This is a genomic window from Methylomonas rhizoryzae (assembly GCF_008632455.1).
Lineage (GTDB): Bacteria > Pseudomonadota > Gammaproteobacteria > Methylococcales > Methylomonadaceae > Methylomonas > Methylomonas rhizoryzae.
This window is the reverse complement of record NZ_CP043929.1, coordinates 2,139,334-2,159,612: the sequence shown is the minus strand read 5'-3', so window position 1 is coordinate 2,159,612 and position 20,279 is coordinate 2,139,334. Positions and strand designations below refer to the sequence as shown.

13 protein-coding genes and 1 pseudogene are annotated in these 20,279 nt (G+C 57.7%); 9 read left to right on the top strand and 5 right to left on the bottom strand.

Annotated features, from left to right (window positions below):
* Positions 1 to 30 precede the first annotated feature (30 nt).
* The 8 genes from F1E05_RS09775 (at position 31) to F1E05_RS09740 (ending at position 14,918) form a co-directional block, all read left to right on the top strand.
* A complete protein-coding gene (locus tag F1E05_RS09775; protein WP_150048113.1) occupies positions 31 to 660 on the top strand; it encodes a nucleotidyltransferase family protein in 630 nt (209 codons plus the stop codon).
* A gap of 45 nt (positions 661 to 705) precedes the next feature.
* Positions 706 to 1,539, top strand: coding sequence for an XdhC family protein (locus tag F1E05_RS09770; RefSeq protein ID WP_232056839.1), 834 nt, complete (start codon positions 706 to 708; stop codon positions 1,537 to 1,539).
* Between the two features lie 75 nt (positions 1,540 to 1,614).
* The gene (locus tag F1E05_RS09765; protein ID WP_150048112.1) at positions 1,615 to 2,067 is read left to right on the top strand and encodes a (2Fe-2S)-binding protein; all 453 of its coding nucleotides are present in this window, start codon (positions 1,615 to 1,617) and stop codon (positions 2,065 to 2,067) included.
* Positions 2,068 to 2,078: 11 nt separating this feature from the next.
* Entirely contained in the window at positions 2,079 to 4,421 is a 2,343-nt protein-coding gene (locus F1E05_RS09760; RefSeq protein ID WP_150048111.1) for a xanthine dehydrogenase family protein molybdopterin-binding subunit, read from the top strand.
* Between the two features lie 326 nt (positions 4,422 to 4,747).
* Complete coding sequence (locus F1E05_RS09755; protein WP_150048110.1) at positions 4,748 to 6,073, top strand: HD domain-containing phosphohydrolase; 1,326 nt, start codon at positions 4,748 to 4,750, stop codon at positions 6,071 to 6,073.
* Between the two features lie 257 nt (positions 6,074 to 6,330).
* Positions 6,331 to 8,379: a glycogen debranching protein GlgX gene (gene glgX / locus F1E05_RS09750; RefSeq protein ID WP_150048109.1), complete on the top strand. Its 2,049-nt coding sequence runs from the start codon at positions 6,331 to 6,333 to the stop codon at positions 8,377 to 8,379.
* A gap of 590 nt (positions 8,380 to 8,969) precedes the next feature.
* Entirely contained in the window at positions 8,970 to 13,916 is a 4,947-nt protein-coding gene (locus tag F1E05_RS09745) for a response regulator (protein WP_190303297.1), read from the top strand.
* Between the two features lie 3 nt (positions 13,917 to 13,919).
* The gene (locus F1E05_RS09740; protein WP_150048107.1) at positions 13,920 to 14,918 is read left to right on the top strand and encodes a response regulator; all 999 of its coding nucleotides are present in this window, start codon (positions 13,920 to 13,922) and stop codon (positions 14,916 to 14,918) included.
* A gap of 578 nt (positions 14,919 to 15,496) precedes the next feature.
* On the opposite strand, the gene F1E05_RS09735 is transcribed toward F1E05_RS09740, so the two are convergent.
* The 4 genes from F1E05_RS09735 to ilvE all read right to left on the bottom strand — a co-directional run bounded on the left by F1E05_RS09735 (position 15,497) and on the right by ilvE (position 18,104).
* Positions 15,497 to 16,036 carry a histidine phosphatase family protein gene (locus F1E05_RS09735; RefSeq protein WP_150048106.1) on the bottom strand — a complete coding sequence of 180 codons (540 nt, stop codon included), beginning with the start codon at positions 16,034 to 16,036 and terminating at the stop codon, positions 15,497 to 15,499.
* Positions 16,037 to 16,065: 29 nt separating this feature from the next.
* Positions 16,066 to 16,560 (bottom strand): cupin domain-containing protein, encoded by a 495-nt coding sequence (locus F1E05_RS09730; protein WP_150048105.1) that lies wholly within the window; start codon positions 16,558 to 16,560, stop codon positions 16,066 to 16,068.
* Between the two features lie 165 nt (positions 16,561 to 16,725).
* Positions 16,726 to 17,229 (bottom strand): DinB family protein, encoded by a 504-nt coding sequence (locus F1E05_RS09725; protein WP_150048104.1) that lies wholly within the window; start codon positions 17,227 to 17,229, stop codon positions 16,726 to 16,728.
* A complete protein-coding gene (ilvE, locus tag F1E05_RS09720; protein WP_150048103.1) occupies positions 17,229 to 18,104 on the bottom strand; it encodes a branched-chain-amino-acid transaminase in 876 nt (291 codons plus the stop codon). The genes F1E05_RS09725 and ilvE overlap by 1 nt, the downstream gene beginning before the upstream one ends.
* Before the next feature lie 164 nt (positions 18,105 to 18,268).
* Here ilvE and F1E05_RS09715 point away from each other — a divergent pair, with 164 nt between their 5' ends.
* Positions 18,269 to 19,681, top strand: coding sequence for an aminotransferase-like domain-containing protein (locus F1E05_RS09715; RefSeq protein ID WP_150048102.1), 1,413 nt, complete (start codon positions 18,269 to 18,271; stop codon positions 19,679 to 19,681).
* Between the two features lie 68 nt (positions 19,682 to 19,749).
* On the opposite strand, the pseudogene F1E05_RS09710 reads toward F1E05_RS09715, so the two are convergent.
* Positions 19,750 to 20,202: pseudogene (locus F1E05_RS09710) on the bottom strand (type I restriction endonuclease); the annotation flags it as partial.
* Positions 20,203 to 20,279 lie beyond the last annotated feature (77 nt).

Below are 20,279 nucleotides of genomic sequence, written 5' to 3'. Positions count from 1 at the left end.
CCCGATTCCGTCAGATTGATACGATAAGGCATGCTCGACGTTACCGGTATATTATTGGCCGCCGGCTCCGCAACCCGTTTCGGCGCGGATAAATTGTTACACCCGCTAACCGGCGATGAAACCGTCGCCAGCCAAGCCTGCCGCCGTTTACTGCACGCTACCGGTAGCGTAATCGCCGTGGTACGCCAGGAAGACAAGCCGTTGGCCGAGCGCTTGCTGTCGCTGGGCGCGACTGTCGCGTTCTGCGCACAAGCCGAACGAGGCCTAAGCGCCAGTTTAGCCTGCGGAGTTGCCGCCGCCCCCGCCTCGAATGCCGTGCTGATCGCTTTAGCGGATATGCCGTGGATACAACCGGCCAGCATCGCGGCAATCGCCCGGGCCATGTGTGCCGGCGCCTGGATCGCCGCTCCCGCTTACCGCGGTCGCCGCGGCCACCCGGTCGGGTTCTCGCCGTTATTGCGCGCCGAGCTGTTAGGTCTCACAGGCGACCAAGGGGCAAAACCGGTGTTGCAAAATCATGACGGGCGGGTAACACTGATCGACTGCGACGATCCCGGTGTTTTGCTGGATATCGATACGCCCGCCGATTTGCTGCAAACTCCGCTTAACGATCATGAAGGCCTGGCAAATGAAAGGGAGTTTGGTAGGAGCGGCGCATAGTCGCGATGATGGCCTCGCGAATCGCGGCTATGTGTCGCCCCCACCATGACTTTCATAGTAACCATGACCGATCACACCGATCTATTGAACCTGCAATTGCAACTGCAACAAAACCGCACACCCTATGCGCTGGCTACGGTAGTGGAAATCGTCGGCTCGTCGTCCGCGAAACCGGCCGCAAAAGCCCTATTCGCTGCCGACGGTAAACTGCTGGCCGGCTGGATAGGCGGGGGCTGCGCACAGAGCATGATTGCCGAAACTACGCTGGATTGTCTGGCAAGCGGCGAACCCAAAGTCGTAGACGTCGATTTGACCGACGAAATATTCGGGGCCGGCATGCCGTGCGGCGGCCATATGCGGGTTTACGTCGAAGCCGTGCTACCCAAGCCGCAGCTCTGGCTGATGGGTCACGGCCGCATTGTGGAAAGCCTCTGCGAGTTTGCCGCCGTCCTGAATTTCGACGTGATTGTCGATGATCCGCAAGCGCGCCCGGAACGCTTTCCGAAAGCCGTCCGCATTATCGCCGACGATCCGCGCTACCAATTGCTGCGCCCGGAACCCGGCGACTTTGTTTTGATCGCCACTCACCATAAAGGCGATTACGCTTCGCTAAGCCAGGCGCTCAATTCCGCCGCCGTATACATAGGCTTGGTCTCCAGCCGCAAACGCGCGCGCTTGATCGCGCACCGCTTGGCCCAAGCCGGTATCGGCCGCGAACAAATAGCGAAGATACGCGCCCCGGCCGGCTTGGATCTGGGCGCGAAACATCCCGAAGAAATCGCACTCTCCATCGCCAGCGAAATGCTTATGCTGAAGCGCGGCGGGCACGGACAACCCTTGAGCGATTGCGCTTGCGCCGGCGCCGACTTTACGGACTGATGCGCACCGTTTAGACTGAACGCCGATAACCCATCGACAGGGACGGTCGCCAATTAGCACACCCAGGTAGCTGCCATGATTACTTTGACCGTTAACGGCGTCGATCGCCAACTCGATTTGCCCGGCGACACCCCGCTACTGTGGGTCTTGCGCGACGCGTTGGGATTAACCGGCACCAAGTTCGCTTGCGGTGTATCGGTATGCGGCGCTTGCACCGTTCATATCGACGGTTTGGCCGCCCGCGCCTGCGTAACGCCGTTATCGGAAGTAGCCGGAAAAACCGTCGTCACAATAGAAGCCCTGCACGAAGACGAGATAGGCCGCAAACTGCAGCAATCATGGTTGGACGGCAACGTTCCGCAGTGCGGGTATTGCCAACCGGGTCAGTTAATGTCCGCCAGTGCATTGTTAAGGCAAAATCCCAATCCTAGCGACGCCGACATCGACAAAGCCATGAGCGGCAACTTATGCCGTTGCGGTACCTATACCCGCATACGCACAGCTATCAAACAAGCCGCAAAATCGTAGGAGACCAGCCGATGATCGCCAAGGACACAGCACCTTTTTCCGCCGCCGACGCCGAGTTCGACATCGTCAACGTCAGCCGACGGGATTTCTTGAAAAACCTGGCGCTCTCGGGTTTCGTGCTCGCGGCCGGTTTCCCGGATGCTTTATTGGCCGACGCTGCCGAAACCGATAGCGAACTGAAAAAATACGGTGCCGATGCGATGCCGCACGGCTGGGTCGATAACCCCTTGGTGTTCGTCGCCATTGCCGAAGATGGCAGCGTTACCATTATTTGCCATCGTTCCGAGATGGGCCAAGGCGTGCGCACCAGCTTACCCCTGGTCGTCGCTGACGAAATGGAAGCCAATTGGCTGCAGGTTACCGTCAAACAAGCACCCGGCGACGAAGCTAAATTCGGCAACCAAGATACCGACGGCTCGCGCAGCACCCGGCATTTTTTCATGCCGATGCGCCGAGTCGGCGCCGCCGCCAGACACATGCTGGAAACCGCCGCCGCCGCTCAATGGCAGGTTCCGGTTAACGAAGTGAAAGCCGAATTACACCGGGTAGTACATCCGGCTAGCGGCAAATCCCTGAGCTACGGCGATTTGGCCATTGCAGCCGCCAAGTTACCGGTCCCTGAACGAACAAGTTTACGCTTGAAAAACCCGGCGGAGTTTCGCTACATCGGCAAAGGCAACCTGAACATTTACGACGGCCGCGACATGGTGTCCGGTAATAGTCAATACGGCATGGATACCCGTCTGGACGGCATGTTATACGCGGTAGTCGCCCGGCCTAAAGTTCTGGGCGCCCAGGCGAAGCGCTTCGACGCCGCAAAAGCCCTGCAAGTCCCCGGCGTTTTGCAAGTCGTCGAACTACCTAGCAGCCCGCTGCCGGCAGATTTTCACCCCTTGGGCGGCGTGGCCGTGGTCGCCACCAATACCTGGGCCGCCATTCAAGGCCGCAAAGCCTTGAGCGTGGAATGGACGGACAGCCCTCACGCACATTACGACTCGGCGGACTACCGCAAGCAACTGGAAGCCGCGGCCCGCCAATCCGGTAAAGTCGTGCGCGAACAAGGACAAGTCGATCAGGCCCTGCAAGCGGCCAGCCAACGGGTGAGCGCCGAATATTACGCGCCGCATCTGGCGCAAGCTCCCATGGAGCCGCCGGCCGCCACAGCCCGCATTGTCAACGGCCATTGCGAAGTTTGGGCGTGCACCCAAGCACCGCAGTTGTCCAGAGAACGCGTAGCCAAGTGGTTAAAGTTGCCGGAAGAACGAGTCACGGTCCACGTCACGCTATTGGGTGGAGCCTTCGGGCGTAAGTCGATGCCGGATTACTTGATAGAAGCGGCTTTGCTGTCCAAAGCGATGCGCGGCAAACCGGTTAAAGTCACTTGGACCCGCGAAGACGATCTGCAACACGCCTATTTTCACACCGTGTCGTTGGAACGCTTGGAAGCGGGACTCGACACCGACGGTAAGGTGCAAGCCTGGCTGCACCGTAGCGCCGCTCCCAGTATTTCCGCCACTTTCGGCCCGGACAGCAAACATCAGATGCCTGCCGAACTGGGCATGGGCATCATCAACCTGCCGTATGCGATTCCTAACATCCGCATCGAAAATCCGGAAGCCGAATCGCACACCCGCATCGGCTGGTTCCGCTCGGTATCCAACATCCCGCGCGCCTACGCCGTTCAGTCGTTCGTCGCCGAATTAGCGCAAACCGCAGGCCGCGACCACAAAGAGTTTTTACTGGATTTGCTCGGTCCGGCCCGTCGCATCGATCCGCGCGAGTTAAACGACAGCTGGAATCAAGGCGAGTCGCCGCTAAGCTACCCGGTGGATACCGGCCGCTTGCGCCGTGTCATAGAAACCGTTTGCGGCCAAGCCGGCTGGGGGCGCAATTTGCCGAAAGGCCAAGGCCTAGGTCTGGCCGCCCATTACAGTTTCGTCACCTATGTCGCGGCTATCGTTCAAGTCGTCGTCGCGGAAGACGGCAAGATTCAGGTGCCACGAGTGGATATTGCCGTCGATTGCGGCCCGCAAGTCAATCCGGAAAGAATCCGTTCGCAGTTCGAAGGCGCTTGCATCATGGGCCTGACCCTAGCGATGCATAGTGAAATCAGCTTTAAAAACGGCGCCGTCGTGCAAGACAACTTCCATGATTATCCATTGCTGCGTATGGACGAAGCACCAGGCGAGATTCGGATACATTTGTTGCCATCAGACGCCTACGACACACCCTTGGGCGGTATCGGCGAACCCGGATTGCCGCCGATTGCCCCCGCACTGTGCAATGCGATCTTCGCGGCAACCGGCAAACGCATCCGCCAATTACCGATACGCGATCAACTAATGCCCGACTGAGGCAGCGTTATAGCCGCCCGGATACACTCGGCTGTAGAGGAGCCGGATTCCGGCGTGTTAAAAAATGATGGCCGATTCGATTTTATCCTTACCAAGCCCGCCTGCCGGTGCTAAGCTTTGACCGTTCCAGCCTGCATTCGACTAGGTTCGACCGTTAGCGATAGCTAATTTATTCTTGGCATTCGATAAAACGTGAGCGGCTTTTCCAATGGCATCCGCCGCCGCATGGCGAGTTTGTGCGGTCCGCGCATTCCAAATCCGCGTTAAAGTCGACCGAAAAAGCACGGCAAACGGACATATCCAGTTTCCGATCTCAAAAGGCCGCTATGAACACCACCAGTCTCCCGGGAACGGCAATTCAGCCCGCTACCAATATATTGCTGGTAGACGACGAACCCAACGTATTAAAAGCGCTGTGCCGAGTGTTGCGCAATCCGCACTATCATTTGCAAACCGCCGACAACGGCGTCAGCGCTTTAGCGCTAATGGAGCAACACAACTTCGATTTAGTCATTTCCGACATGCGCATGCCGCAAATGGACGGCGCCGAATTTCTGCGCCATGCGGCGAAACGTTGGCCGGATACCATGCGCATGCTGCTGACCGGATACGCGGACATAGAATCGACGATAGCCGCCGTCAACGACGGCCAGATATTTTGCTACTGCTGCAAACCCTGGGACGATGACGACCTGCGTACCCGGGTACATTTCGCGCTGGAACAAAAGCGGGCGAGGGAGGAACGCGCCCGTTTGTTCGACATTATCAACAGCAAAAACAAGGAACTGGAAGAACTCAACGCCAGCTTGGAAGAAAAAGTCGAAAAACGCACCGCGCAAGTGAAAAAATCGCTGAGCATGGTCGATCAAGCCCATAACGAACTGAAAAAACAATACACCGAATCGATCAAGGTTTTCGCCAAAATCATTGAAATGCGCCCCGGCATTAAAAGTGGTCACGCCAAATACATCGCCGAAAATGCCCGCCGAGTGGCGACTTGCTTGCAATTGGAAGCCGATGAAATCAAAAGTATCGTGTTCGCGGCGCTGTTACTGCAATTAGGCAAAATAAGCCTGACCGATAGCTTGTTGAACACGCCCATCAACCAGATGAACCGACAACAGCACAAAGCGTTTTTAAATCATGCCATCGAGGGTCACGACTTGCTCGCCGGTATAGATCCGCTGAAAACGGCGGCCGATTTCATCCGCTTGCAATACGAACACTACGACGGCAAAGGCTTTCCTCTCGGTCTGGTGGGTAAAGAGATTCCGGTCGGTGCCCGCATCTTGGCGGTAGTCAGAGACTATTTGAATTATTTGGACGGCGCTATCAGCGGGGAAAGAATGACCGCCCCGCAAGCCAAGGACATGCTGACTAGCCGCAGCGGCAGTTTTTACGATCCGCTGGTGGTCGAAACCTTTTTACAAGTGCTGCAAGAAACCGAAAGTATGGAGGCACGCCCCATCATCGAAGTGGCCTGGAATCAACTGCGCCCCGGCATGGAGGCGGCGGAGATTCTGGTCAACGACACCGTGTTTTTGAAAGACCACATCGTCACCGAAAATCACGTTCTGGCGATCATGAATTTAAAACACAGCGGCTGTAAGCTAGTATTGAGGATACGCACCGGTAGCGAATCGGTTTATTGACATTCGCCCCCCGTGTTGCCTCCTTCGCTTCGGCAAATTTCGGGCGGCGATGTGTCTGGCATCATGAGGCCGTCACTAAACCGCTGCCCGCCAGCCTTGCCGAAATTCGAAGCACCGAGAATGTAACCGAAACCTACGCATATCCAATCCCTTTTGCGATATTCGAAAGCGATCTAACAGCTTCGATAAGCGCACGGCCGACCGGGCTTGAACTAAACTAACCGGCATCGCCTTGCTCTCTCAGGATGTCGACCGCCATGACCGAACTCTTCCCCAACGGCAGTTCTTATCCGCTAGGTTCGACACTCAGGCCGGGCGGTGCCAATTTCAGCATTTACGCCAAAAACGCCGCAGCGGTACAGCTGCTGTTGTTCGACGACATCGCCGACGAGCAACCCGCCCGCATCGTAGACTTCGATCCCTGCCGACAAGCGACTTTTCATTACTGGCATGCCTTCGTGCCGGACATCAAAGCCGGCCAACTCTACGGTTATCGGGTCAGCGGACCGGCCACATCCGAGCGCGCCAAGGATAAATTGCTATTGGACCCTTATGCGCGCGGCATCGCAGTCGGCCCGAATTATCAAAGAAAAACGGCTTGCCAGCCCGGATGCAATTGGGGGCAAGCCATGAAAAGCGTAGTCGTCGATTACCGCGGCTACAATTGGGGCGACGACGCACCGCTGCGCAAACCCTTCCGGGGAACGGTGATCTACGAAATGCATGTGCGCGGCTTTACCCAACATCAAAGCTCCGGCCTGCCGGCCGACAAGCGCGGCACTTATGCCGGCGTCATCGAAAAAATCCCCTATTTGCAAGAACTCGGAGTTACCGCAGTGGAACTGTTGCCGGTGTTTCAATTCGACCCGCAAGACGCACCGCCCGGCCTGGTCAACTATTGGGGCTATACGCCGGTTTCGTTTTTCGCCCCGCACAGCGCCTACAGTTCCGACCCGTCGCCGCTCGGCGCCATCGCCGAATTTCGCGACATGGTCAAAGCCCTGCACAAAGCCGGCATAGAAGTAATATTAGACGTGGTGTTCAACCATACCGCCGAAGGCGATCACCGAGGGCCGGTTTTAAGCTATAAAGGCTTGGCCAATGACGTCTACTACATCCTCGATCCGCACACCGGCAGCTATAGCAATTATTCCGGCACCGGCAACACCTTGAAAGCCAATCATTCCGTAGTCAGACGCTTAATATTGGACAGCTTGCGTTATTGGGTCACCGAAATGCACGTGGACGGCTTTCGTTTCGACTTGGCATCCATCCTGTCTCGCGACGAAGAAGGCCGGCCATTTCCCAACCCACCGATTTTATGGGACATAGAAACCGATCCCGTGCTCTCCGGCAGCAAGCTGATAGCGGAAGCCTGGGACGCCGCCGGCCTTTACCAAGTCGGCCATTTCATCGGCGACTTCTGGAAAGAATGGAACGGCCAGTTCCGCGACGATATCCGTTCGTTTTTGCGGGCGGACAGCGGCAGCGTCGCCAAATTACCCAACCGCATCTTCGCCAGCCCCGACATTTTCCTATACGAGCAAAAAGATCCGGAAACCAGCATCAATTTCGTGACCTGCCACGACGGCTTTACCCTGGCGGATTTGGTGTCCTACAACGACAAACACAACGCCGCCAATCTGGAACAAAACCGCGACGGCTGCGACAACAACTACAGCTGGAATTGCGGCGCCGAAGGACCCAGCGACGACCCGCACATCAACGCCCTGCGCAAGCGGCAAATCAAAAACTTTCTGGCGTTGAACTTGTTGTCCGCCGGCACGCCGATGCTGACCATGGGAGACGAAGCGTGCCGAACCCAGGCAGGCAACAACAACGCCTATTGTCACGACAGCGAATTGAGCTGGTTCGATTGGTCGTTATTGGAACAACACGCCGATATTCACCGTTTCGTAAAAAGCCTGATTGCGTTGCGTAAAAGCATGTATTCGCAGAGCACGAGTTCCACGACGTTGAACCAATTCTTTCAACGCATCCACATCGAATACCATGGGGTTAAGTTAAACCAAGCGGATTGGTCGGCCAATTCGCACAGCTTGGCGATCTTGGTCGCCGAACTGCAGCAAACCCAAGTGTTTTATTTTATTTTCAATAGTTTTTGGGAATCACTGGAATTCGAATTGCCGGACAGTTTCAATAACCGAGCGCTGAACTGGCGACGCGTGCTGGATACCGCGCTAGCCTCGCCCATGGACTGCGTTGCGCTAGACAGCGCCACCGACCTCCTCGCCAACCGCTATACAGCCGAATCCCGCTCTATCGCTATGTTAATCAGCGTCTAGCAAAAATCCGGCGTATGCGCTTTACCCCAAACGCAAGCATGCTGATTTCCTGTCGGCAATGACTGGGTGAGGCATTTGCAGTGACGGGTTATCGACCAGCCGATACCAATGCTCTGATAATGTTTCATCAGCAACCAACAAACCTTTAAGATCGGATGACAAACGGTGTACTGGATTAATTACGAGTTTTGACCACACTTTTGCGAGGACCGACGCCGCCAATGTAGTGAAACCCGGAGCGCAATCTCCCCCCTGACATAACGCTAAGTGCCCCGGCTTTCGATACCGTATCCGTTTATGAAATCCGCCAAACAGAAACCTTTTTACATTGGAACAGGCTCATTCTCATGGCGCTATTTGCTGTCAGGTCAAAACGTTGGTTGGACTGGCCGATGCTGCTAAGTTGCAGAAGATGGTAGGTCATCAAGACTATTATGGTTTTCTAAATTAAGTAAGAACGCTCAACCATTTGAAAAGAGACTCTGGCATGGAGACTTATGGCCTATGATGCGTGCGTTACAGCTAGCGCCAATTTTTTTCAAACAGTGGGACGTAGTTACTTAGGAATAATCCGGCGGGCGTTTCGAATAATGAATGACTCCATCCCAACCCATGACAATTTGGATTTCCGCTTACTGTTCGAATCGTCGCCCGACCTCTATCTGGTTCTAAATGCGAATCTGGAAATCGTCGCGGTCAGTGATGCCTACACCCGAGCCACGTTGACCTGCCGGGAGGAAATATTGGGAAAAACGTTGTTCCAAGTTTTTCCCGACAACCCCGACGATCCGACCGCGGAAGGCCAACGCAATTTGAGTGCCTCCTTGCAGCGGGTGTTGCAGTCCGGCAAGCCCGACACGATGCCGGTGCAAAAATACGATATTCCCAGGCCCGACGGCGCGGGTTTCGAGGAGCGCTATTGGAGCCCGATCAATATCCCGATTCTGGGCAAGGACGGCGAGGTGGCCTATATGCTGCATCGGGCCGAAGATTTGACCGAGTTTATCCGCGTCAAACAGCAGGGTGTCGAGCAAAGCCAGCTCAACGACACCTTACGCGCCCAGGCCGTCAAAATGGAAGTCGAGCTGTTCGCCCGCAGCAAAGAGATCGCGGCCGCCAGCGCGGAGTTGAAGGGCGCCAATCAGGAATTGTCGCGCCTGTATGCCAAAACCTTGGAGTTGGATGAGCTGAAGACCCAGTTTTTTGCCAACGTCAGCCACGAGTTTCGCACACCGCTAACCTTGATGCTGGGACCGCTGGAAGAGTTATTGGCCCGCTTTGCCCCGCAAGGCCCTCAGCCTGCCGCAACCGCATACGAGCAGCTTAGCCTGGTACATCGAAACAGCTTGCGTCTGCTGAAATTAGTCAATTCGCTGCTCGACTTTTCTCGCATCGAAGCCGGGCGGATGGAAGCGGCCTATGAAGCGACCGATCTGGCCGCCTATACCGCTGAACTGGCCAGCCTATTCCGTTCGGCTACCGACAAGGCGGGTCTGCGGCTTGCCATATCCTGCCCGACTTTACCGGAACCGGTGTATGTGGACCGGCAAATGTGGGAAAAGATTGTCCTCAATCTGCTCAGCAACGCCTACAAACATACCTTTTCCGGTGAAATCGAGGTGGCGCTGCGCTGGCGCGAAACCTCGGTCGAACTAGCCGTGCGCGATACCGGAGTGGGAATTGCGCCGGATCAACTTAGTCACGTATTCGACCGCTTCCATCGGGTGCCGAACGTGCGCTCGCGCAGCCATGAGGGCAGCGGCATCGGCCTGGCGTTAGTGCAGGAGCTGGTCCGCTTGCACGGCGGCGCAGTCGGGGTAACGAGTAGGCCGGGTGTCGGCAGCACGTTTACCGTGACTATCCTCGCCGGCACCGCACATTTGCCGGTGGAACGGATTCGTCCGTCCCGGACGACGGACGCTCATCCGCTGGCCGCCGATTTTTTCGCTGAGGAAGCGTTGCGTTGGGACTTGGAAAAGGAACACGAATGTGGCACAAGCCAACAAACCGGAACGGATGGATCAATAGAGTTAAGTACCGGGTTGAACGCGCACATCGTGGTTGCCGACGACAATGTCGACATGCGCGGCTATGTTGCCCGGCTTTTACGACAGCAGGGCTATGCGGTCACGGCGGTTCACGACGGCTTAGCGGCGCTGGCAGCAGTGCGCCAACGTCGGCCCGATCTAGTGCTGACCGACATCATGATGCCGGGCCTGGATGGCATCGGATTGCTGAGCGCTCTGCGCGAAGATCGGGAGACCAGTGCCATTCCGGTCATTTTGCTCTCGGCCCGGGCCGGAGAGGACGAACGCATTGAAGGCTTGAAACACCGGGCCGACGACTATCTGACCAAGCCATTCAGCGCGCGGGAGTTATTGGCTCGGGTTGGATCATGCCTTGAAATATCGAGATTGCGCAACGATGCCGAAACTCAGCTCCGCCTGCAAGAAACCGAGCGTGAATTTCGCTCGCTGGCGGAGACGATGCCGCAAATGGTCTGGGCCACCCGGCCGGACGGTTGGAATGTTTATTTTAACCGTCAATGGGTCGAATATACCGGGCTTACGCTCGAAGAAAGTTACGGTCACGGTTGGAATATTCCTTTCCATCCGGAAGACAAGCAACGCGCATGGGATGCATGGCAACGTGCGACGCAGCATAGGGAAAGCTATTCATTAGAATGCCGCTTGCGGCGAGCGGACGGCGTTTACCGCTGGTGGCTGGTCCGGGGCGTGCCGCTGCTAAACGAGCAAGGCCGGATACAAAAATGGTGCGGCACCTGTACCGACATTCAAGAATTAAAAGAAGCGGAAACTGCTATCCGAGAAAGTGAAACAAGGCTGCATTTTGCTTTGGAGATGTCGAATACCGGCGCCTGGGAAGTCGACTTGGAAACGCGCGCGGCGTACCGATCGATCGAACACGCCCGTATTTTCGGCTATTCCGACACGGCGTCGGCATGGTCAGTCGACAAATTCCTGGCACATGTGTTGGCGGCAGACCGCCTCAAGGTAGCGGCAGTGCTGCAAGAGGCGTTTGCCAGCGGCGGCGAAGGCAGATTCGAATGCCGGATTCGGCGTACCGATGGCGAAATCCGCTGGATCATGGTAGCCGGCCGCTATCGCGTCAACCGAACGGATGGCAAAAGCCAGGTCGCCGTGGGCGTTATTCAAGACATTACCGACAGCAAGCGCATCCAGGAGGAACTCAAACTGCACCGCGACCAGTTGGAAATGTTGGTTGCCCGCCGAACCGAAGAACTGGAAAAAGCCATGGCGTTGGCGGACGCCGCCAACCACGCCAAGAGCGCCTTCCTGGCCAATATGAGCCATGAAATCCGCACGCCGATGAACGCCGTGCTGGGTTTTTGCTATCTGTTGGAACAGCGCCACCTGGACGGCGAATCGCTGGCCTTGGTGCGCAAAGTCCACCATGCCGGGCATGCGCTGCTATCGCTGATCAACGATATCCTGGACTTTTCCAAGATCGAGGCCGGCCGGCTGGAAATCGAGCGCGCGCCGTTCAAGCTGACCGAACTGCTGGACAACCTCGCCGCTATCATGGCGACTGCCGCCCATAACAAAGACTTGGAATTGGTCATCACCCCACCCGCCGAAATCGACGCCTTGGTTGGCGACGCCTTGCGCCTGCAACAAATATTGATCAACTTGCTCAGCAACGCGATCAAATTCACCGAACGCGGCGAAGTCGAGTTACGCATTAGTGTGGAATCCGCGGACAAACAGCAATGTAAGCTGCGATTTGGGGTGCGCGATACCGGTATCGGCATTTCCAGCGAACAGCAGTCGCTGATTTTTTCGGCGTTCGGCCAAGCCGATAGCAGCATCAGCCGCCGATTCGGCGGCACCGGCTTGGGTTTGAGCATCAGCATGCAACTGGTGGAACTGATGGGCGGCCGCTTGCAAGTGACCAGCGAAGTGGACCGGGGCAGCGAATTCTGGTTTGTGTTGCCGTTGCAGCGTGACCAGCGCGTGGAGCGCCGGCCAACCCAACTGGCTCGGCTCGAATTACTGATCGCAGATGACTGCGCCAGCGTGCGCGACGCCCTGGCCGTTGTTACCGACTCTCTGGGTTGGCTGGCCGATACCGCCGCTTCCGGCGAGGCCGCCCTGATGAAAGCGCTGGCCAGAATGCACAGCCAACGTTTTTACGATGCGATCGTATTAGATTGGAAAATGCCGGGCCTGGACGGGCTAAATACCGCTAAAGCCATACGCCAAGCGCTTCAGGAAAAACCCCGGGACTTGGATCCGCCGATAATGCTTATGGTAACCACTCGTTTGCGTGAAGAACTATTATCCCAGCCGGGTATTGAGGGAGTGGTTAAGGTGCTGAGCAAGCCGGTCACCGCCTCAACGCTCTACTCCGCCATCGCCGACGTGCTAAACCAACGCGGTCAGGGACTGTTTCGGCCAGCCCCGGCGCAGCTCGGTAACGCCGGCAATCGCCGGATTCCCGGCGTACGCGTGCTGGTGGTGGATGATAGCGAAATTAACCGGGAAGTGGCAAAGAGCATCCTGGAGGCGGACGGCGCGATCGTCGATACGGCCTGCGACGGCCAGGACGCGCTGGAATGGCTGCGAGCCCATCCCGATGCGACGGATATCGTGTTGATGGACGTGCAAATGCCGCGCCTGGACGGCTATGCCGCCACGCGCTTGATCCGGGCGGATGAACGCTGGCGGGAGCTACCTATCGTCGCGCTGACCGCCGGCGCCTTCCAAGAATTGCGCGATGCCGCGCAGGATTCCGGCATGAACGATTTTATTGCCAAGCCGTTCAACGTGGCGCAGATGATGGAAACCATTCAACGCTTGACCGGATGCTTGGCCGGAAAGGCCACCTCAGGCGTGAGCGACGCAACCGCAGCCGTCGGTTCGGCAAGCGTACCGCCGCCGCTGCCGACAACCGACGCCAGTGAATCCGACTTGCCGGCTATCGATCTGGCGGCCGCGCGCGAGCAATGGGGCCAGCTCGGCGTCTACCGCACCTATCTGGATAAATTCCTCGCCGCTTTCGTGGAGGGCGGAACGTCTATCGCAGCCGCCTGCAACGAAGGCGACCTGAAAGCAGCGGCAGCTCAGGCCCATAAACTTTGCGGAGTGGCTGGTTCGCTGCGACTACCCCGAGTCGCAGAATTGGCTCGCCAACTAGAAACATGCTTGAATGCGGGCGATACGGCGATTAAACTGACAGCAGAGCTGCAAGCCGCGATAGATCAAGTACGCGCGGCAGTCGACGCTTGGCCGGAAGCCGACAATCCCGTTGCCTCGCCGGATCCGGTTGCCGACTCGCTTGGGAATGGCTTGTTTGCGTTATTCAAGGGCATGCTGGAAGCGCTCGACCGTAACGACCCCGATGATTCCGAAATCTGGTTGGGCCGGCTGCGGCAGCACCCGAATTCTATCCAACTGGCCGAGTTGGACGCGCTACTGGCCGACTTCGATTTCCGCGCGGCGGAAGCCGCCGTACGCAGCCAGTTGCAGCGCCTGAATTTATCGATACCGGAGTAAGCCATGCCTTACGGCCCCATCCTCATCGTTGACGATGAGCCCACCAATTTGGCCATCCTACGCCACACGCTCAAAGACGAACACAGGTTAATGCTGGCTCGAAACGGCGCGGAAGCGCTCGAGCTGGCGAGCAAGCACCATCCCTGTCTGGTCCTGCTCGATATCCAGATGCCGGAAATGGACGGCTATGCGGTCTGCCGCGCCCTAAAAGCCAATCCGGCGACCGAGGCCATCCCGGTGATTTTCATTACGACACTGTCCGAATTGGAAAAAGAGGAAGCCGGCTTCGACGCAGGCTGCGTCGATTATTTGATCAAACCGGTTTACCCCCGGATCGTGCGGGCACGGGTGCGGACCCACCTATCGCTGGTTCAGGCCAAACGCTTGGAAAGAACGTACGGCGAGGCCCTCGCCATGCTCGGCAAAGCCGGCCATTACAACGACAGCGATACCGGCCTGCATATCTGGCGCATCGCGGCTTACGCCCGACAACTGGCCGAGGCCGTCGGCTGGCCCAAGGAGAGTTGCGTTTTACTGGAGCAAGCCGCTCCGATGCACGACACCGGCAAAATCGGCATTCCCGACTCGGTGTTGCGCAAACCCGGCCAACTGGATGCGGACGAATGGGCCATCATGCGTACCCATTGCCGGATAGGCTACGAAATCCTGTCCAGCAGCGACGCGCCGGTATTTGTGTTGGCCGCCGAGGTCGCACTTCGCCATCACGAGAAGTGGGACGGCAGCGGTTATCCCGATGGCCTGCTTGGCGAAGCCATTCCCGCATCGGCGCGCATCGTCGCGCTGGTCGACGTGTTCGACGCACTGACCATGAAGCGCCCTTACAAGGAGGCTTGGCCGGTGGAACAGGCCTTGAAAACCGTGCGCGAGGGCTCGGGCCGCCATTTCGACCCTGCGCTGGTCGAAGCATTCGAAACCTGCCTGCCACGTATTTTGGAAATCAAGGCCGATTGGGACAGTCGGGAAACGCAGCAAGGCGTCTGATGCCGCCGCCCAGTTCGAATTTGCAGATTTGGTATTCACCCGAATTGGCGCTGCCACTGCGCCCATCGGCAATAACCGAGGAAAAAGGTCCAACTGCGACGTTGGCTCCTTCGCTGCCAACGAGATCGGCCATGCTATCAGTACACGCAAAGTTCGGCCGCACCATCGACATGGCACGCGCTCAGCAAACCGCCGACAAGGTCTTGGGCATCGTCGAAGACCATCTGGAAAACCGCGATTAGCTGATCAACGACCGGTGATTGCTTGCCGACCTTGCCGTTTATCCCTATCTGGCTCTGGCCCCGGCAGGAGGCATCGCCACCAGCGATTACCCCAACATCGTCGCCTGGTTTCGGCGCATCCGCGCCCTGCCCGGTTACCTTTCGATGCCGGGCCCTGGCAGGCGTGACACGGCAATATTTTGAGCTTACGTTCGGTTCGACACCTTAAGGCTGGATACGGACTTTCTTTTACCTCAGGGAAAAAACCGATGCGATAGCGACTCCATGCGGTAAGCGCATGCACTGTCCAACCTTCGATAACAATCCGGCGCCCATGTTGGCATCAAACCCGACTATTCAATTTGCCTCATAAACCCCATAAGTCCAATAATCCTTGCCAGGGCGCAGGCGACAATGCCAGCCCCGGGCGCGCAGTTCGCGGCCGATCAAGTGATTCATCACACCGTGCCCCACCAACAACACGCTGCCGTGCACTTCGGCAAAATCGATCAAGCGTTGCGCGGCCAAGCCGGCACGCCGTTTGGCCGCCCGGTACGATTGGCCATTGCGGGAAAAGCCGGCCAACCATAGCAGGCGCAACAAGACCAGCCATACGCCCACCGGCAGGCAAACACAACCTTGATTAAAATGCGGTAATCGAGCTTCTCCGAACAGCGCATCGGCGACCGGATTTTCGCCAACAGCCAATGCGTGTGCCGATTGCCGGGAACGCGGCAGATCGCTGCACAACACCATGCCGATGCGCTGAAACACGTCAAGGCTAACCCGCGGCGGCGCATCGACGATACCGGCGACGCGATAGGCTTCGGCGAGCCGAGCCAAGTCGCGCGCCCGCAGCCAGCCGGTCAAAGCCACGCTAGGCTGGCCGTGGCGCATCAAAATAATGCGAGGGTTTTGTTTAGCCCTCACGGATACGGTTTGCCGTCTTTATGGGTGAACAGCCAACCGCCGTCCGTGCCGACCGCCAACAAATCGTCGTCGGGATAGTCGACCCGGTCGCCCGGCGTGCGGTCGCCTATTTCCAGATACAGCACGTCCTGCGCCGATTCGTTGACCAAGCGATGGGCGTTGCCGCTACCCGCCTTGAAGCCCGCGCATAGACCCGGCGCCAACAGCGTCGCCCCCGCGTCGGTATACAGCATCGGCGTGCCTTGTAGCACGTATATGAATTCGTCCTGCTTGGCGTGGGCATGGCGCAAGGCGGAAATCGCGCCCGGCGCCAACTTGGTCAGATTGACGCCGAAGTTTTGTAGCCCGAACGCGTCGCCGAGCGCACGTTTTTCCCGCCCCGCCAATCCGTGGTCATACAGGTCGCGAATCGCTTGCGGATACAGGGATTTTCTCGGCCGCGGCGGCACTTGCTCGGCAGCGACGGCGTCTGGGAATGGTGGTTCAGTCATGTGAAACGGTCCGGTGGCGCATGAAAGAGAAAGCGGTTATTAATCCGGCTCCATTGTTTGCGGGTATAGCGTTCTTACCCTTTGGGACATAAAGGCTGAGCTAGTCGAAGCCCGAGGTGTCACACTCAGCAAATCTCAGGACGAACGCAGTATTTTAGTGCTGACTTAATAATCGACAAACGGCGCGCAGATGAAATCTATGTCACCGTAATTGCAACCGCTTTGACTCAACAGCGCGGTGATTTGACCGCGATGGTGGGTTTTGTGGATGAATAAAGTGGTCAACAGGGTGGTCACGGCCAATACCTTGTCTTGCCCGGTGGACAGGCTACGGAACGCAATGCGTCGTTGCAAGTCGTCAACTCCCAAGCATTGAATCAAATCCAGCAAGGCCTCATCGCTGGCGCTTTGCGCGGCGCGCAGCTCGGCGAAATCGTTGTAAAGTTGCAAATCCAAGCGTTGGTAAGGCGCGGGCTGATCCTGCAAGCGCGCCAGCCACAGCCGGTCGCCCAGCAGCAAATGATTCCAGGTGCCGTGAATCGAACCGAAAAACACACCCCTATCGCGTTTGCGTTCGGCGTCCGCCAAGGTCGCGCAAGCGTCGTAGAGGCGCCGGTTAACCCACTGGCTGTAACGGGCCTGCAAGGCAAAATGTTCCGGCAAATTCATCAGGCTCCCCTGCACTCGGCGGCTATGGTTTCAACAAAGGCCTGCCGCAAACGGCGGAACGTCGGTCCCGGGCAATCGGGCAACGGCCGGCAGTCAATGCTGGCGACCGGAATCAGCTCCGCGCCGGTGCCGGTCAGGAAACATTCATCGGCCGCGTACAAATCGTACACGCCCAACGGCTGTTCGTTAGCTTCGATGCCGTTGGCCCGCGCCAACTCTAACACCAATTCGCGGGTGATACCTTCCAGCGCCCCTTCGCTGCACGGCGGCGTCAGCAAAAGGCCGTCTCGTACGATAAACACGTTATCGGCGCTGCCTTCCGCGACCCGGCCTTGGCCATTGAGCAGCAGCGCCTCGTCGGCGCCGGCATGGTTGGCTTCGATTTTGGCGAGAATGTGGTTCAAATAATTCAGGCTCTTGATGCGCGGATCGAGGCCGTCGGCCGGCAAGCGGCGCACCGACGATACGATCAGCCGCGCACCGGCCTGTTGTTGGCCGATGTCCATCATCGTCAATTGGTCGGCAATGGCAATGACATTGGGCGATGCGCAGCTCTTGGGATTCAAGCCCAACGGGCCGGCGCCGCGCGTGACCATCAAGCGGATGTAGCCGTCGTCCTCGGCGAACGCCGCGATCAGCCCTTCGATGGCCGCGATCAATTCGGCGGCTGACAGCGGAATTTGCAACGCAATCGCCCGTGCCGACAACTGCAGACGCTGTAAATGTTGCGGCAGGCGAAAGGCGCGACGCTTGTAAAAGCGTATGCCTTCGAACACGCCGTCGCCGTACAGCAGGCCGTGGTCGTTGACCGGAATTCCGGCGCGTTCGGCAGGCAGCAGTTGGCCGTTCAACCAGCATATGGCGCGGTCAGTCATCGTATTCTCCTGAGTGTATTTTACCGGTGTTTAAAGGAGGCACCACTTTAGACTAAAATGCCACAACCACTACAGATGCAATAAGGCTTAATTATATCGATACAGTTTAACACCCAGGCATACTGTAGCCATGGCGCCGCGTCCAAACTGTATTGCAAGCACCCATGAACCTACGCTACGAAAACCTCGCCGAGCATTTGCTGAATGCCATCGCCCAAAACCTGTACCGGCCGGGCGAACGTATGCCCAGCGTGCGCCAGCTCAGCCAACAGCACCGGGTCAGTACCGCGACGGCAGTCAGCGCGTTGCGACGGCTGGAAGATCAGGGCCATATCGAGGCGCGCCAGCGCTCCGGCTACTACGTCAGAGCCCGCACACGTTCGCCGCTGCAGGAACCGGCCATGTCGGCGCCGCCGCGCGAACCGACGCTGGTGACCGGGCAAGAGCTGGTATTACGGCTAATCAAGGCCGCCAACAATCCGAAAATCGTGCAATTGGGCGCGGCAGTGCCGGCGGCGGCGTTTCTGCCGACCCGGAAAATGGCGCAAATCTCGGCTAGCGTGGCCCGCCGCTACGGCCAGCGCCTCGCCCATTACGAATTCCCGCCGGGCGCGCCGGAATTGCGCCGGCAAATCGCCCGACGCATGTCGGAACATGGCTGTCCTGTGGACCCCAATGACATCCTGATCACCAATGGCTGTCAGGAAGCGATAACGCTAGCCTTAAGAGCCGCCACCCGACCCGGCGACATCGTAGCCATCGAATCGCCGACCTTTTACGGGCTATTGCAAATCATCGAATCACTGTCGCTACGTGCGATCGAAATTCCCACCCATCCGCGCGACGGCATCGCACTGGACGCCCTGCAACTGGCCTGCGAGCAATGGCCGATCAAGGCCTGCATTGCGGTGCCCAACTACAGTAACCCCTTGGGCTATTGCATGAGCAATGAGCGCAAGCGCGCCCTCGTCGAACTGGTCAATCGCAACCGGATTGTGCTGATCGAGGACGACGTCTACGGCGACCTGGGGTTCGGCCTGCAACGGCCGTCGCCGGCGAAAAGTTGGGATAACGAGGAGCGGGTATTGTATTGCTCGTCGTTTTCCAAATCGCTGAGTCCCGGTATGCGGGTGGGCTGGCTGGTGGCAAGGCCGTTGCATGAGCAAACCGAGTATCTGAAATACGTCAGCAATCTGGCGACGCCAACCCTTGTGCAATTGGCAGTCGCGGACATGCTGGCCGCAGGCGGCTATGAGCGCCACCTGCGCCAAGTGCGCAACCAATACCGGCAAGCGGTGGAACGCATGACGGCGGCCATCGGCGCTTATTTTCCGCCGGGCACTCGGGTCACCCAGCCGGCGGGCGGTTTCGTGCTATGGGTGGAACTGCCCGAAAGCGTCGATGCAACGGCGCTGAGCCGGCGGGCGTTGCCGCAAGACATCAGCATCGCGCCCGGTCCGATATTCTCGGCCACGCAAAAATACCGCAACTTTATCCGCCTCAACTGCGCGGTCGATTGGGACGAGCGGCTCAATCAGGCACTGGTCAAATTGGGTCAAATGGTTGGCGCGAAATAGTGCGGCTGGTCTTTCGGCACCTAGCAAGCGACAATGTTGACAGAAAAGGAAAGCGGGCCGTAGGCACATAAGCCTTTCCATTGTTGATGCACGGCCCATAGTTCATCCTGACTGGGAAACTGCTCCAGGGCAAGTTCTCGCTCCACGGGCTGAGTGAGTCCCGTGCGATCGTGGAGCAGAAACCCGTTACCGTTACTGCTGATGGCAAACGGGGCATCCAGTAATTCGGCATAAGCCAGAGCCTGCTGCATGCCATGCCCTACTGAAAATTTAGCCTGTTTGGCTTCTATAACCGCTATGGGAAGATTGGGTTTTGCATACAGCACATAATCGGCTCGTTTTGGCCCACCCTTGACCTCGGGATTTTTGATCCGTGCCGCCAGTTTGCCGCGCACCATGACGCGGCCATCGGTAAGTTGCACTTCTTCACGAAATTGATGCTGCTGCCAGCCTGCTTGCTGGATCGCTGGCGTGATGAATTTGGTGCAGATATCGCGTTCGCTGAGGGTTAGTTTGTCCAAGCGACTTTCCTTACGGTTTAAACGACTCTAATTAATCGGTGCTTTTGTCTAACTCAACCAACAAGGTGGGTGATATA

What these genes read in the sequence shown, in the direction of transcription:
- F1E05_RS09775 (WP_150048113.1), top strand. Translation starts at nt 31, where the DNA reads ATGCTCGACGTTACCGGTATATTATTGGCCGCCGGCTCCGCAACCCGT.
- F1E05_RS09770 (WP_232056839.1), top strand. Translation starts at nt 706, where the DNA reads ATGACTTTCATAGTAACCATGACCGATCACACCGATCTATTGAACCTG.
- F1E05_RS09765 (WP_150048112.1), top strand. Translation starts at nt 1,615, where the DNA reads ATGATTACTTTGACCGTTAACGGCGTCGATCGCCAACTCGATTTGCCC.
- F1E05_RS09760 (WP_150048111.1), top strand. Translation starts at nt 2,079, where the DNA reads ATGATCGCCAAGGACACAGCACCTTTTTCCGCCGCCGACGCCGAGTTC.
- F1E05_RS09755 (WP_150048110.1), top strand. Translation starts at nt 4,748, where the DNA reads ATGAACACCACCAGTCTCCCGGGAACGGCAATTCAGCCCGCTACCAAT.
- glgX (WP_150048109.1), top strand. Translation starts at nt 6,331, where the DNA reads ATGACCGAACTCTTCCCCAACGGCAGTTCTTATCCGCTAGGTTCGACA.
- F1E05_RS09745 (WP_190303297.1), top strand. Translation starts at nt 8,970, where the DNA reads ATGAATGACTCCATCCCAACCCATGACAATTTGGATTTCCGCTTACTG.
- F1E05_RS09740 (WP_150048107.1), top strand. Translation starts at nt 13,920, where the DNA reads ATGCCTTACGGCCCCATCCTCATCGTTGACGATGAGCCCACCAATTTG.
- F1E05_RS09735 (WP_150048106.1), bottom strand. Translation starts at nt 16,036, where the DNA reads ATGCGCCACGGCCAGCCTAGCGTGGCTTTGACCGGCTGGCTGCGGGCG.
- F1E05_RS09730 (WP_150048105.1), bottom strand. Translation starts at nt 16,560, where the DNA reads ATGACTGAACCACCATTCCCAGACGCCGTCGCTGCCGAGCAAGTGCCG.
- F1E05_RS09725 (WP_150048104.1), bottom strand. Translation starts at nt 17,229, where the DNA reads ATGAATTTGCCGGAACATTTTGCCTTGCAGGCCCGTTACAGCCAGTGG.
- ilvE (WP_150048103.1), bottom strand. Translation starts at nt 18,104, where the DNA reads ATGACTGACCGCGCCATATGCTGGTTGAACGGCCAACTGCTGCCTGCC.
- F1E05_RS09715 (WP_150048102.1), top strand. Translation starts at nt 18,269, where the DNA reads ATGAACCTACGCTACGAAAACCTCGCCGAGCATTTGCTGAATGCCATC.